The 13,539-nt window shown below is 68.2% G+C and carries 12 protein-coding genes; 3 read left to right on the top strand and 9 right to left on the bottom strand.

Annotation, left to right across the window (positions count from 1 at the left end; all coding sequences use genetic code 11):
• Window positions 1–23: 23 nt before the first annotated feature.
• The 9 genes from LE190_RS07130 to LE190_RS07090 form a co-directional block, all read right to left on the bottom strand.
• The gene (locus LE190_RS07130; RefSeq protein WP_225238086.1) at window positions 24–2,057 is read right to left on the bottom strand and encodes an acetyl/propionyl/methylcrotonyl-CoA carboxylase subunit alpha; all 2,034 of its coding nucleotides are present in this window, start codon (window positions 2,055–2,057) and stop codon (window positions 24–26) included.
• A 42-nt stretch (window positions 2,058–2,099) separates the two neighbouring features.
• Window positions 2,100–3,146, bottom strand: coding sequence for a biotin synthase BioB (gene bioB, locus LE190_RS07125; protein ID WP_225238085.1), 1,047 nt, complete (start codon window positions 3,144–3,146; stop codon window positions 2,100–2,102).
• 12 nt (window positions 3,147–3,158) lie between these two features.
• On the bottom strand, window positions 3,159–3,995 hold the full coding sequence (bioD, locus tag LE190_RS07120; protein ID WP_439847473.1) for a dethiobiotin synthase: 837 nt from the start codon (window positions 3,993–3,995) through the stop codon (window positions 3,159–3,161).
• Window positions 3,992–5,179 (bottom strand): 8-amino-7-oxononanoate synthase, encoded by a 1,188-nt coding sequence (gene bioF / locus LE190_RS07115; protein ID WP_225238084.1) that lies wholly within the window; start codon window positions 5,177–5,179, stop codon window positions 3,992–3,994. The genes bioD and bioF overlap by 4 nt, the downstream gene beginning before the upstream one ends.
• Window position 5,180: 1 nt before the next feature.
• Entirely contained in the window at window positions 5,181–6,524 is a 1,344-nt protein-coding gene (bioA, locus tag LE190_RS07110) for an adenosylmethionine--8-amino-7-oxononanoate transaminase (RefSeq protein ID WP_225238083.1), read from the bottom strand.
• 9 nt (window positions 6,525–6,533) lie between these two features.
• Window positions 6,534–7,319, bottom strand: coding sequence for an enoyl-CoA hydratase/isomerase family protein (locus tag LE190_RS07105; RefSeq protein WP_225238082.1), 786 nt, complete (start codon window positions 7,317–7,319; stop codon window positions 6,534–6,536).
• 25 nt (window positions 7,320–7,344) lie between these two features.
• Window positions 7,345–8,967, bottom strand: a complete 1,623-nt coding sequence (locus tag LE190_RS07100; protein WP_224947061.1) for a carboxyl transferase domain-containing protein — start codon at window positions 8,965–8,967, stop codon at window positions 7,345–7,347.
• 30 nt (window positions 8,968–8,997) lie between these two features.
• Window positions 8,998–9,438, bottom strand: a complete 441-nt coding sequence (locus LE190_RS07095) for a YchJ family protein (RefSeq protein ID WP_225238081.1) — start codon at window positions 9,436–9,438, stop codon at window positions 8,998–9,000.
• Between the two features lie 67 nt (window positions 9,439–9,505).
• Window positions 9,506–10,396: a LysR substrate-binding domain-containing protein gene (locus LE190_RS07090; protein WP_225238080.1), complete on the bottom strand. Its 891-nt coding sequence runs from the start codon at window positions 10,394–10,396 to the stop codon at window positions 9,506–9,508.
• Between the two features lie 117 nt (window positions 10,397–10,513).
• On the opposite strand from LE190_RS07090, the gene LE190_RS07085 reads away from it, so the two are divergent.
• The 3 genes from LE190_RS07085 to LE190_RS07075 form a co-directional block, all read left to right on the top strand.
• On the top strand, window positions 10,514–11,701 hold the full coding sequence (locus tag LE190_RS07085; RefSeq protein ID WP_225238079.1) for an acyl-CoA dehydrogenase: 1,188 nt from the start codon (window positions 10,514–10,516) through the stop codon (window positions 11,699–11,701).
• Window positions 11,701–12,939, top strand: coding sequence for a CaiB/BaiF CoA transferase family protein (locus LE190_RS07080; protein WP_225238078.1), 1,239 nt, complete (start codon window positions 11,701–11,703; stop codon window positions 12,937–12,939). Before LE190_RS07085 ends, LE190_RS07080 begins: the two co-directional genes overlap by 1 nt.
• Window positions 12,936–13,539, top strand: a 604-nt coding sequence (locus tag LE190_RS07075) for an electron transfer flavoprotein subunit beta/FixA family protein (RefSeq protein ID WP_225238077.1), incomplete at its 3' end; no start/stop codon positions are given. The genes LE190_RS07080 and LE190_RS07075, both read left to right, overlap by 4 nt.

Genomic DNA, 13,539 nt, shown 5'->3' with positions numbered 1-13,539 from the left:
CTCCCCCTTGTTGTCGGTTGCTGTTATGCCGCCGCCTTGAACGCCAGCAGCGGCGCGCCGTCCGCGACCTGGTCGCCGACCTGGTACAGCACGTCTTCCACCAGGCCGTCGCTCGGCGCGGCAATCGTGTGCTCCATCTTCATCGCTTCCATGATCACCAGCGGCTCGCCCTTCCTGACTTCCTGGCCGGACGAGGCCAGCACCGCCACCACCTTGCCCGGCATCGGCGCGGTCAGGCGTCCGCCTGCCGTTTCCAGCTCGCCGGCATGGGCCATCGGGTCATTGTACGCCAGCGTGTAATGGCGGCCGCCCGTGAACACGTGGAACAGCTCGCCGTCGCGGCGCACGCTGCCGTGCAGCGCGGTCTCGCCCAGCCGGATGCTCAGTTCGGCGCCGGCGCGGCGCACCAGCGTGACCGGCTGGCGCTCGCCGTTGACCTCGATCTGCCAGCCGTGGGCGCCCGCGCCGCCGTACACCAGGCCCACCTGGTAACCCTGCGCACCGCTGAACTCATCGGCGAAGGACAGGCTGCGGCGGTAGGCGCTGTTCATGCGCCAGCCGCTGGCCTGGGCCCATGGATCGGCGGGCCGGCCTACAGCCGGCGCCGTTTCCGTGCTGGCCAGCGCCAGCGCGGCCAGCGCCAGCGCGCCCAGCGGGGCGGCACTTGGCGCCGGGAACAGGGTGGCGCCATGGCGCTCGATCAGGCCGGTGTCCAGGTCGGCGCTGGAAAACGCCTCGCCTTCCACCAGGCGCTTCAGGAAGGCGATGTTGGTGGCCAGGCCGACGATCTGGAACTCGCTCAGGGCCTGCGACAGGCGCGCCAGGGCCTGGGTGCGGTCTGCGCCCCACACGATCAGCTTGGCGATCATCGGGTCGTAGAAGGGGGAAATCGCATCGCCTTCGCGCACGCCGGAATCGACCCGCACGGCGGCCGGATGGCTACCGTCGGCGCCGAGCTCGAACTCGACCGCGTGCGGCGCGTCCATGTGGCGCAGCGTGCCGATCGAGGGCAGGAAGCCTTTTTCCGGATTTTCGGCGTACACCCGCGCCTCGATCGCATGGCCGTGGATCGCCAGTTCGTGCTGCTGCTTCGGCAGCGGCTCACCGAAGGCCACGCGCAGCTGCCACTCGACCAGGTCGGTGCCGGTGATCATTTCGGTGACCGGGTGTTCCACCTGCAGGCGGGTGTTCATCTCCATGAAGTAGAAGGAGCCGTCCTGGTTGGCGATGAATTCCACGGTGCCGGCGCCCACGTAGCCGACCGCGCGCGCGGCATTCACGGCCGCTTCGCCCATGGCGGCGCGGCGCTCCGGCGTCATGCCGGGCGCCGGCGCTTCTTCCAGCACCTTCTGGTGGCGGCGCTGCACCGAGCAGTCGCGCTCGTGCAGGTAGACGCAGTTCCCAATGCTGTCGGCGAATACCTGGATCTCGATGTGGCGCGGGCGGATCAGGTATTTCTCGACCAGCACCTTGTCGTCGCCGAAGGAGCTGATCGCTTCGCGCTTGCACGACGCCAGCGCGGCCTCGAAGTCTTCCGAACGCTCCACCACGCGCATGCCCTTGCCGCCGCCGCCGGCGCTGGCTTTCAGGAGTACCGGATAGCCGATGCGGTCGGCCTGCTCGCGCAGGAAAGCGGGTTCCTGCCTATCGCCGTGGTAGCCCGGCACCAGGGGAACGCGGGCGCCCTCCATCAGCCCCTTGGCGGCCGACTTCGAACCCATCGCGCGCATCGAGGAACCCGGCGGGCCGATGAACACCAGGCCGGCCGCCTGCACGGCTTCGGCGAACTCCGCGTTCTCCGACAGGAAGCCGTAACCCGGGTGGATCGCCTGGGCGCCCGTGGCTCGCGCCACCTCGATGATCTTCTGGCCGCGCAAATAGCTGTCCTTGGCGGCGGCCGGGCCGATCAGGACCGCCTCATCGCAGACCGCCACGTGTTTCGAGTCCGCGTCGGCTTCCGAGTACACGGCGACGGTGCGGATACCCATGCGGCGCGCGGTGGCGGCGACACGGCAGGCGATTTCGCCACGGTTGGCGATGAGGATCTTGGTGAACATGCGTTGGTCTTTCGCTTCTGGTTGTTCGAATGGTTTGCGTGATCAGCAGCCGCAGGCGGCCTTTGGCGCCGAATCGAGCGTGGCGGCGCGCGTCTTCAGGCCCAGCTTCTCGAGCAGCACCCGGTCGTCGTCCGCTTCCGGGTTGCCGGTGGTGAGCAGCTTGTCGCCGTAGAAGATGGAATTGGCGCCGGCCATGAAGCACATCGCCTGCACCGCCTCGCCCAGTTCGCGGCGGCCGGCCGACAGGCGCACCCGCGCCTGCGGCATGGTGATGCGGGCCACCGCGATGGTGCGCACGAATTCGATCGGGTCGAGCTTCTCGATGCCGTGCAGCGGCGTGCCTTCCACCTGCACCAGGTGGTTCACCGGAACCGATTCCGGATACGGGTTCAGGTTGGCCAGCTGGGCGATCAGGCCGGCGCGCTGCGCGCGCGTCTCGCCCATGCCGACGATGCCGCCGCAGCAGACCTTCAGGCCGGCGCTGCGCACGCGGCCCAGGGTGTCCAGGCGGTCCTGGTATTCGCGCGTCGAGATCACGTTGTCGTAGAAGTCGGGCGCGGTGTCGATGTTGTGGTTGTAGTAGTCCAGGCCCGCGTTCTTGAGCTGCTCGGCCTGTCCTTCTTCCAGCATGCCGAGGGTGGCGCAGGTTTCCATGCCCAGCGCCTTCACTTCGCGCACCATGGCTTCGACCTTCTCCATGTCGCGCTCCTTCGGGCTGCGCCAGGCCGCGCCCATGCAGAAGCGGGTGGCGCCGCTGGCTTTCGCCTGGCGCGCCGCGTCCAGCACGGTGTCCAGGTCGAGGATCTTCTTCGCTTCGACCCCGGTGTCGTAGCGCGCGGCCTGCGGGCAGTAGCCGCAGTCCTCTTCGCAGCCGCCGGTCTTGATCGACAGCAGGGTGGCCAGTTCGACGTCGCCGTCCGGGAAGCTGGCGCGGTGCGCTTCCTGGGCGCGGTGCATCAGTTCATTGAAAGGCAGCTCGAACAGGGCCAGCACATCGAGCAGCGGCCAGGTGGCGTTCTCTGGCTGTTTGATGCTGACCGGGCGATGCAGTGCGATCGTATTCTGAGCGGCGGTATTGGGGTGGGACATCTCGGTTCTTCCTCAGGTCTGGACGCGCGGAGAATGCCAGCCCGGCAATCCCGCAAGGTCGATGTATTCTGCGGCGGCTTGCGCCGTCGGGTTTTCCAGGCGGGGCACATGGCCCAGCAGCGGCGCCGGAATGCGTTGTTCCAGCGCGTCGATGTTTTCGCGCGCGAAGCGCATGTCCGGATCGGCGGTATTCGCGACCCAGCCGGCCAGCACCAGGCCGCGCGCGACGATGGCCTCGACGGTCAGCAGCGCGTGGCTGATGCAGCCCAGGCGCAGGCCCACCACCAGGATCACCGGCAGATTCAGCTGGGTGGCCAGGTCGGCGCTGTCGAAGTCGTCGTTGAAAGGCACGCGAAAGCCCCCCACGCCCTCGACCACGACGGCATCCGAGGCCGCCTGGATCTCGGTGTAGGCGGCCAGGATCGGCACCGGCTCGATGGTCACGCCCTCGAGTGCGGCGGCGATGTGGGGCGCGGCCGCTTCCTTCAGCATGAAGGGCGTGGTGATGCTGGAGGGCAGGTGCACGTTGCCGGCCGCGCGCAGCAGGTCGGCGTCCTCGTTGTGCAATTCGCCATCGACCAGCGCGGCGCCGGCCGCGACCGGCTTCATGCCGCAGGCGCGGCGGCCGCTGGCGGCCAGCTTGTGCAGGATCGCGGCCGAAACCAGGGTCTTGCCGATCTCGGTATCGGTGCCGGTGACAAAACAGCAGAAGCGCGTGGGCATGCCTTCGGCGGCCAGCGCCTCCGGCTGCGGCGCCGTGGCCGCTGCGTCCGCGGGGCCGGTCGTGGCCGGAGCCGTCACGATCGGCGTCAGCGCGACCGGCTGGTCTGGTTCGTTCAGGTTGTTCATGCGGTGGCCCTTTCCAGTTCGTTCAGCGCGCGCGCCAGCTGCGCGACCTCGTCGTGGGTATGCGCCGCGCACAGGGTCACGCGCAGGCGCGCCGTGCCCGCCGCCACGGTAGGCGGACGGATCGCGGGCACCCACAGGCCCTGCTCGTACAGGCCGGCCGCCACGCGCAAGGCATCGTCGTTGCTGCCGATGATGAGCGGCTGGATCGCGGTGCCCGATGCCAGCAGCCGCCAGCGCCGCGGGCGCAGGGCGTCCTGCAGGTGCGCCACCAGCGCCGCCAGGTGGGCGCGGCGCTGCGCGCCTTCCGCACCGCCGATGATGTCGAGGCTGGCCTGCAGCGCATGCGCCAGCGCCGGCGGCGCGGCGGTGGTGTAGATGTAGGGGCGGGCGCGCTGCACCAGCAGTTCGATCACGCTGGCATGCGCGGCAACAAAAGCGCCGCCCACGCCGGCCGCCTTGCCGAGGGTGCCGATGTAGACCAGCTGCGGTGAATGCAGGCCGAAGTGCTCGAGGGCGCCGCGCCCGGTTGCGCCCAGCACGCCGAAGCCATGCGCGTCGTCCACCACCAGCCAGGCGCCGTGGCGCTCGCACAGGGCCAGCAGGGCCGGCAGCGGCGCCAGGTTGCCGTCCATGCTGAACACGCTGTCGGTGACGACGATTCTGGTGGCGGCGCTGCTGGCGGCCAGCTGCGCATCGAGCGCGTCCAGGTCGCCGTGCGGGTAGATGCTGACGCCGGCCCGTGCCAGGCGCGCGCCGTCGATCAGCGAGGCGTGGTTCAGCGCTTCCGAGAAGATCATCGCGTCGGCGTCCGCGCCGAGCGCGGTCAACACGGCCAGGTTGGCCATGTAGCCGGTGCACAGGTAGAGCGCGCGCGCCTGGTCGATGTAGGGCGCCATCCAGTCGCCGAAGCGCGCTTCCAGCAGCGCGTGCGCGCGGCTATGGCCGCTCACCAGGTGCGAGGCGCCGCTGCCGGCGCCATAGCGCGCGGCACCCTCGCGCAGTGCCTCCACCACCGCCGGATGGGCAGCCAGGCCTAGGTAGTCGTTGCTGCAGAACGCCAGCAGCGGGCGGCCGTCTACCACCTGGCGCGGCGCGCAGGGACTGTCGGCCACGCGCCGGCGCCGCGTGAGGCTGTGCGCGGCCAGGGTGTCGAGCTTGCGGTTGACGGCGTCGATCAGGTCCATCTCAGTGCGCGATCACGGTGTCGAACACCTTTTGCGTGCGCGCCGCCAGGCCGGCCACTTCTTCCTCGTCCAGCACATAGGGCGGCATCAGGTAGACGGTGCGTCCGATCGGGCGCAGCAGCAGTTCGTTCTCCACCGCGGCCGTGAAGAAGCGCCGTGCGAAGCTGGCGGCGCGCGCGGCATCGGGTTCGACCGCATCGAACGCGAAGATCATGCCGCGCTGGCGGAAGTGGCGGACGCGCTCATGCTCGGCCAGCGGCGCCAGCGCGATGGTCAGCTTCGTGGCCAGCTCGCGGTTGCGGTTCAAGACGTCGTCCTGCTCGAAGATGTCGAGCGTGGCCAGGGCCGCGCGGCAGGCCAGCGGATTGCCCGTGTACGAGTGCGAATGCAGGAAGCCGCGCGTGATGTCTTCGCTGTAGAACGCCTGGTAGACGGCGTCGCTGCTCAAGACCAGCGACAGCGGCAGGTAGCCGCCGCTGATGCCTTTCGACAGGCACAGGAAGTCGGGCCAGATGGCCGCCTGCTCGCAGGCGAAGAAGGTGCCGGTGCGTCCGCAGCCGACCGCGATCTCGTCGGCGATCAGGTGCACGTGATGCTGGTCGCACAGTTCGCGCAGCAGTTCCAGGTAGAGCGGATCGTACATGGCCATGCCGGTGGCGCACTGCACCAGCGGCTCGACGATGATCGCCGCGATCCTGTCGCCGCGCTGCTCGAACAGGCTGCGCACGTCCCCGATCGCGCGGCGCGCCACGTCCTGGGCCGATTCGCCTTCCTGGGCGTTGCGCGCGTCCGGCGCCGGCACCACGTGCGCGGCGCGCAGCAGCGGACCATAGGCGTCCTTGAACAGGGGCACGTCGGTGACCGACAGCGCGCCGATCGTCTCGCCGTGGTAGCTGCCCTGCAGGCAGACGAATTCCTGCTTGGCCGAATAGCCGCCGTTGCGCCAGAAGTGAAAGCTCATCTTCATCGCGATCTCGACCGCCGAGGCGCCGTCCGAGGCGTAGAAGGCGTGGCCGAGATTGTGGCCGGTGAGGGCGGCCAGCTTTTCCGACAATGCGATCACCGGCTCGTGGGTGAAGCCGGCCAGCATCGCGTGCTCCAGCCTGTCCAGCTGGTCCTTCAGGGCCGCGTTGATGCGCGGGTTGGCGTGGCCGAACAGGTTCACCCACCAGGAGCTGATGCCGTCCAGGTAGCGCCGGCCTTCATGGTCGTATAGCCACGGGCCCTTGCCATGGCTGACCGCGATCAGCGGCACCTCTTCGTGGTGCTGCATCTGGGTGCAGGGGTGCCACACGCTGCGCAGGCTGCGTGCGATCCAGTCGGAAGAGCTCTGCGGCTTGTGCATGGTACGGTCCTAGTTCAGCCAGCCCGGCTTGCGCTTCTCGAGGAAGGAAGCGACGCCTTCGCGGCCCTCCAGCGAGGCGCGGATTTCCGCGATGCGGCCGGCGGTGTCAAGCAGCAGCGCGTCGTCCACCGGCTGGCCCACGACCTCGCGCACCAGCTTTTTCGCCTCGCGCACGGCGTTCGGGCTGTTGCCCACCAGGGCCTTGACGATGCCGGCCACGGTGGCGTCCAGCGCTTCCGGCGCCACGACTTCGTGGGCGAAGCCGATGCGGAGCGCCTCGATCGCGTCGAAGCGCTCGGCCGTGAGGAAGTAGCGGCGCGACGCCTGCTCGCCCATCGCCTTGATGACGTAGGGAGAGATCGTGGCCGGGATCAGGCCCAGCTTCACTTCGGACAGGCAGAAGTGCGCCAGCTCGCTGGCGACCACGATGTCGCAGGCCGCCACCAGGCCCATGCCGCCGGCGTAGCAGTCGCCCTGCACCTTGGCCACGACCGGCTTCGGGCACAGGTAGATGGTGCGCAGCATGTCGGCCAGGCGCGCGGCGTCCTGCTGGTTCTCGCTGTGCGAATAGCCGGCCATCTTCTTCATCCAGTTCAGGTCGGCCCCGGCGCAGAAGGCCGGGCCGTTCGCGGCCAGCACGATGGCGCGCACGGTCTCCATGCGGCCGAGTTCTTCGAACGCCAGGGCCAGTTCGGCGATGGCATGCTCGTTGAAGGCATTGCGCAGGTCCGGACGGTTCAGGGTGACGGCGGCCACCTTGTCGTCGATGGAGACGGTGAGGGTCTGGTATTCCATTGTCAAGTATCCTTTACATCCGCGCTTACATGCGGAATACGCCGAACTTCGTTTCTTCGATCGGCGCGTTCAGCGCGCTTGATAAACCCAGGCCCAGCACGGTGCGGGTATCGGCCGGGTCGATCACGCCGTCGTCCCACAGGCGCGCGCTCGCGTAATACGGATGGCCCTGGTGCTCGTACTGTTCCTTGATCGGCTGCTTGAAGGCGGCTTCTTCCTCGGGCGACCACTGGCCGCCGCGCGCTTCGATGCCGTCGCGCTTGACGGTCGCCAGCACCGAGGCGGCCTGGTCGCCGCCCATCACGGAAATGCGCGCGTTCGGCCACATCCACAGGAAGCGCGGCGAGAAGGCGCGGCCGCACATGCCATAGTTGCCGGCGCCGAAAGAGCCGCCGATGATCACGGTGAACTTCGGCACCGAGGCGGTGGCGACTGCCGTCACCATCTTGGCGCCGTTGCGGGCGATGCCTTCGTTCTCGTACTTGCGCCCGACCATGAAGCCGGTGATGTTCTGCAGGAACACCAGCGGGATCTTGCGCTGGCAGCACAGTTCGATGAAGTGGGCGCCCTTCAGCGCCGACTCCGAGAACAGGATGCCGTTGTTGGCGATGATGCCGACCTTCATGCCGTAGATGTGGGCGAAGCCGCACACCAGGGTCGTGCCGTATCTCGCCTTGAACTCGTCGAACTCGCTGCCATCGACCACGCGCGCGATCACTTCGCGCACGTCGAAGGGTTTGCGGGTGTCGACCGGGATCACGCCGTACAGTTCTTCCGGTGCGTACTTCGGCTCGACCGGGCCACGAGAGGCGCTTTCGCGCAGCGCGCCCTGCACCGGTTTCACGCGGTTCAGGTTCGAGACGATGGTGCGCGCCAGCGACAGCGCATGCAGGTCGTCCTTGGCCAGGTGGTCGGCCACGCCCGACAGGCGGGTGTGGACGTCGCCGCCGCCCAGGTCCTCGGCGGTGACGACTTCGCCGGTGGCTGCCTTCACCAGGGGCGGGCCGCCCAGGAAGATGGTGCCCTGTTCCTTGACGATGATCGATTCGTCGCTCATGGCGGGCACGTAGGCGCCGCCGGCGGTGCAGGAACCCATCACCACCGCGATCTGCGGGATGCCTTTTGCCGAAAGATTCGCCTGGTTATAGAAGATGCGGCCGAAGTGGTCGCGGTCGGGGAACACGTCGTCCTGGTTCGGCAGGTTGGCGCCGCCCGAATCGACCAGATAGATGCAGGGCAGGTGGTTCTGCTCGGCGATCTCCTGGGCGCGCAGGTGCTTCTTCACCGTCATCGGGTAGTAGGTGCCGCCCTTGACGGTGGCGTCGTTACAGACGATCACGCACTCCTGGCCGCTCACCCTGCCGATGCCGGTGATGATGCCGGCGCTCGGCGCCGCGCCCTCGTACATCTCGTAGGCGGCCAGCTGGGAGAACTCGAGGAAGGGCGTGCCCGGATCGAGCAGCATTTGCACGCGGTCGCGCGGCAGCAGCTTGCCGCGCGCGACGTGCTTGCTTGACGCGGCTTCGCCGCCGCCTTGCGCCATCTGCGCGACCTTGGCGCGCAGGTCGTCCACGATCAGCTGCATGGCCGCCGCGTTTGCCTTGAAATCCTCGCCGCGCGGGTTGAGTTTGCTCTCGATCTGGGGCATTGCCGTCCTCTATGGTTTCTCGACTTTTGTTTATTCTGGGAAACTTCCGTCCACGTAGTACCAGCGCGGCGCCCCGGTGGCCGGGTCGGGCTCGCGCCGGAAGCGGCTCACTTCATGCAGCCGGTGCGCACGTCCGCCCAGCTTGAATCGGGCGACGAATTCGACGGTATCGCTATCTGGATCATCCGGCAAATCTACTTTACGTTGACGTAAACGTAAAGCAGATTTTACCTCAAGTCCGAGCCAGCGGATCGGCTCTTTTTCATCGAGGATGGGCTCCGCCGGGCGGGTGCTCGGGTGCCAGGTAGCCAGCAGGTAGGCGCCGTTTTTCTGCGTGTAGGCCGTGTAGCGCGAGCGCATCAGCGCCTCGGCCGTGGGCGGCAGGGCGCTGCCTGTGATAAAGGGGCCGCAGCAGGCGGCCAGCGACGGGCCGCCGCAGGGGCAGGCCGCCGGAGCGAGGGTCTTGGACATGCCCGCCATTATCCGCGAATTCACCGCGCGACGCGGCTAGCTGCAGGCGCCGGCCGAAACGGCTGCCTCAGCCGCCGCGATAGTCCCGGGCGGCGCCGTCGAGCCAGGCGCGGAAGCAGGCCAGCACGCCGTCCTCGGCCTTGTGTTCCGGATAGATCAGGTAGTAGGACCGGCCGCTGTCGGTTTCGTGGTCGCCGATCTGGACCAGCGCGCCGCGGCGCAATTCGTCTTCCACCAGGAAGCGCGGAACCAGGGCCGCGCCCAGTCCCTGCAACGCGGCTTCGGCCAGCATCGAAAACAGTTCGAAGCGGGGGCCGGCCATGTCCTGATCGACCTCGGCGCCGCAGGAGGCCAGCCAATGGCGCCAGGCGTAGGGCCGGGTGCTCATCTGGAGCAGGGGCAAGGCGCGCCAGTCGACCCGGTCGGCATTGGCGAGCAGGGCCGGGCTGCACACGGCGACGATGCGCTCGCGCATCAGGAACAGGCCCTCGGTGCCGGGCCAGACGGCTTCGCCGGCGTGGATCGCGGCATCGAAGGGGGTGTCGTCGAACAGGAAGGGGCGCGCGCGCGAGGTCAGGTTGACCGTGATGTCCGGATGGCGCTCCAGGAAGCCGCGCAGGCGCGGCAGCAGCCATTTGGTGGCGAAGGTCGGCACCACCCCCAGCTCCAGCGTGCCGCCCTGGCCGCCGCGCGCCATCACGTCCAGCGTGTCGCGCTCCACCTCGTCCAGCCGGGCCGCCACCTTGCGGCTGTAGGCGATCCCGGCTTCGGTCAGGGTCACGCCGCGCCGGCCGCGCCGGAACAGCTTTACTTTCAGGAAGTCCTCGAGCGCGCCGATCTGGCGGCACACCGCGCTCTGGGTCACGGACAGCTCGTCGGCCGCCTTGGTGAAGCTCTGGTGGCGGGCCGCCGATTCGAAGGCGGTCAGGGCGGCGGTGGAAGGCAGGTGGCGGCGCATGAGAGGGAGTCCAGGGTTCGGAATGCGTTTTACGCACGAAGCAGTGCGAACAAGCCGTTTGTCTCGATGTCCGGACAATTGTACATTGGCCGCATCACTACCTGAAAGGAATACGGAATGACTTCAACTCACCAGCGCGCAGCCTTCGACTGGGCCGACCCGCTGCTGCTGGACCAGCAGCTCACCGACGAAGAACGCATGGTGCGCGACGCCGCCGCCAGCTACTGCCAGGACAAGCTCAAGCCGCGCATCCTCGAAGCCTTCCGCCACGAGCGCATGGACACGTCGATCTTCCGCGAGATGGGCGAACTCGGCCTGCTCGGCCCGACCATTCCGGAACAGTACGGCGGCCCGGGCCTGAACTACGTCGCCTATGGCCTGATCGCGCGCGAAGTCGAGCGCGTCGATTCCGGCTACCGCTCGATGATGAGCGTGCAGTCCTCGCTGGTGATGGTGCCGATCCATGAATTCGGCAATGAAGAGACCAGGCAGAAATACCTGCCGAAACTGGCCACCGGCGAATGGATCGGCTGCTTCGGCCTGACCGAGCCGAACCACGGTTCCGACCCGGGCTCGATGGTCACCCGCGCGCGCAAGGTCGAGGGCGGCTATTCGCTCACCGGCAGCAAGATGTGGATCACCAATTCGCCGGTCGCCGACGTGTTCGTGGTCTGGGCCAAGGACGACGAAGGCGCGATCCGCGGCTTCGTGCTGGAAAAGGGCTGGAAGGGCCTGTCCGCCCCGGCGATCCACGGCAAGTTCGGCCTGCGCGCCTCGGTCACCGGCGAGATCGTCATGGACGAGGTGTTCTGCCCGGAAGAGAATGCCTTCCCGGACGTGCGCGGCCTGAAGGGTCCGTTCACCTGCCTGAACTCGGCGCGCTACGGCATCGCCTGGGGCGCGCTGGGCGCGGCCGAGGATTGCTGGCACACCGCGCGCCAGTACGTGCTGGACCGCAAGCAGTTCGGCAAGCCGCTCGCGGCCAACCAGCTGGTGCAGAAGAAGCTGGCCGACATGCAGACCGAGATCACCCTCGGCCTGCAGGGCTGCCTGCGCCTGGGCCGGATGAAGGACGAAGGCACGGCCGCGGTCGAGATCACCTCGATCATGAAGCGCAATTCCTGCGGCAAGTCGCTGGACATCGCGCGCACGGCGCGTGACATGCTGGGCGGTAATGGCATCTCGGACGAGTTCGGCATCGTGCGCCACATGGTCAACCTCGAGGTGGTCAACACCTACGAAGGCACGCACGACATCCACGCGCTGATCCTGGGCCGTGCCCAGACCGGCATCGCGGCGTTCTGATGGACGGCCAGCTGCCCGAAGGCGCGCTGGCGGGATTGCGCGTGCTCGACCTGTCGCGGGTGCTGGCCGGGCCGTGGGCCGGCCAGCTGCTGGCCGACCTTGGCGCCGACGTGGTCAAGGTCGAGCGTCCGGAGCAGGGCGACGACACCCGTGCCTGGGGACCACCGTGGCTGGGCGACGAAGACGGCGGCGCCACCGCCGAATCGGCCTATTACCTGGCCGCCAACCGCAACAAGCGCTCGGTGGCGATCGACATCGCCACCCCAGAGGGGCAGGCCACGGTACGCCAGCTGGCGGCGCGCGCCGACGTCGTGCTCGAGAATTTCAAGGCCGGCGGCCTGGCGCGCTACGGACTGGACTACGACAGCCTGCGCGCGCTCAATCCCGGGCTGGTCTACTGTTCGATCACCGGCTTCGGCCAGACCGGTCCCTATGCCGCGCGCGCCGGCTACGACTTCCTGGTGCAGGGCATGGGCGGGCTGATGAGCCTGACGGGGCATCCCGACGGCGCGCCAGGGGCCGGGCCGCTGAAGGCCGGCGTGGCGCTTACCGATGTCATGACGGGCCTGTATGCGACCGTCGCGGTGCAGGCCGCGCTGGCCTACCGCGCCCGTACCGGCAAGGGCCAGCATATCGACCTGGCGCTGCTCGACGTGCAGGTAGCCTGCCTGGCGAACCAGGCCTCGAACTACCTGGTGGGCGGCGCGCCACCCCAGCGCCTGGGCAATGCGCATCCGAATATCGTGCCCTACCAGGACTTTCCCACCGCCGACGGCTTCATGATCGTCGCGGTCGGCAACGACAGCCAGTTCTGCAGCCTGGCGCGCATCCTCGGCCGCCCGGAATGGGGCGTGGACAAGCGCTTCGCCAGCAACCCGCGGCGGGTCGCCAACCGCGCCCTGCTGGTCGAGTCGATCGGCGCCTTGACGCGCACTCGCGGCAGCGCCGAATGGATCGCGCTGATGGAAGCCGCCGGCGTGCCCTGCGGCCCGGTCAACACGCTGGACCAGGTGTTTGCGGACCCTCAGGTGCGCGCACGCGGGATGGCGATCGAGATGCCGCACCCGAGCGCCGGCAAGGTACCGCTGGTCGCCAATCCAATCCGCCTGAGCGAGTCGCCGGTGCGCTACCAGCGCCCGCCCCCGCTGCTCGGCGAGCACACCGCGCAGGTGCTGGCCGACTGGCTCGGCGCGGCCCAGCCCACCGTCCCGTCCCCATCATCGAAGGAGAACACATGAAAATACTGGTACCCGTCAAACGCGTGGTCGACTACAACGTCAAGGTCCGCGTCAAATCCGACGGCAGCGGCGTGGATATCGCCAATGTCAAAATGTCGATGAACCCGTTCGACGAGATCGCGCTGGAAGAAGCCACGCGCCTGAAGGAAGCCGGCAAGGTCACCGAAGTGGTAGCAGTCTCGGTCGGCGTGGCCCAGTGCCAGGAAACCCTGCGTACCGGCATGGCCATTGGCGCCGACCGCGGCATCCTGGTCGAGACCACGGTCGAGACCGAGCCGCTGGCCGTGGCCAAGATCATGAAGGCGCTGGCCGAGAAGGAACAGCCGCAGCTGATCATCCTGGGCAAGCAGGCGATCGACGACGATTCGAACCAGACCGGCCAGATGCTGGCTGCGCTGCTGGGCTGGCCGCAGGCGACCTTCGCCTCGAAAGTGGTGCTCGAAGACGGCAAGGTGACCGTGACCCGTGAAGTGGACGGCGGCCTGGAAACGGTCAGCCTGAACCTGCCGGCCATCGTCACCACCGACCTGCGCCTGAACGAGCCGCGCTACGTGACGCTGCCGAACATCATGAAGGCCAAGAAGAAGCCGCTGGAAACCG

The sequence above is a fragment of the Massilia hydrophila genome (genome assembly GCF_020208145.1).
GTDB classification, from domain to species: Bacteria; Pseudomonadota; Gammaproteobacteria; order Burkholderiales; family Burkholderiaceae_D; genus Telluria; species Telluria hydrophila.
This window is presented reverse-complemented; position numbering and strand designations above follow the sequence as displayed.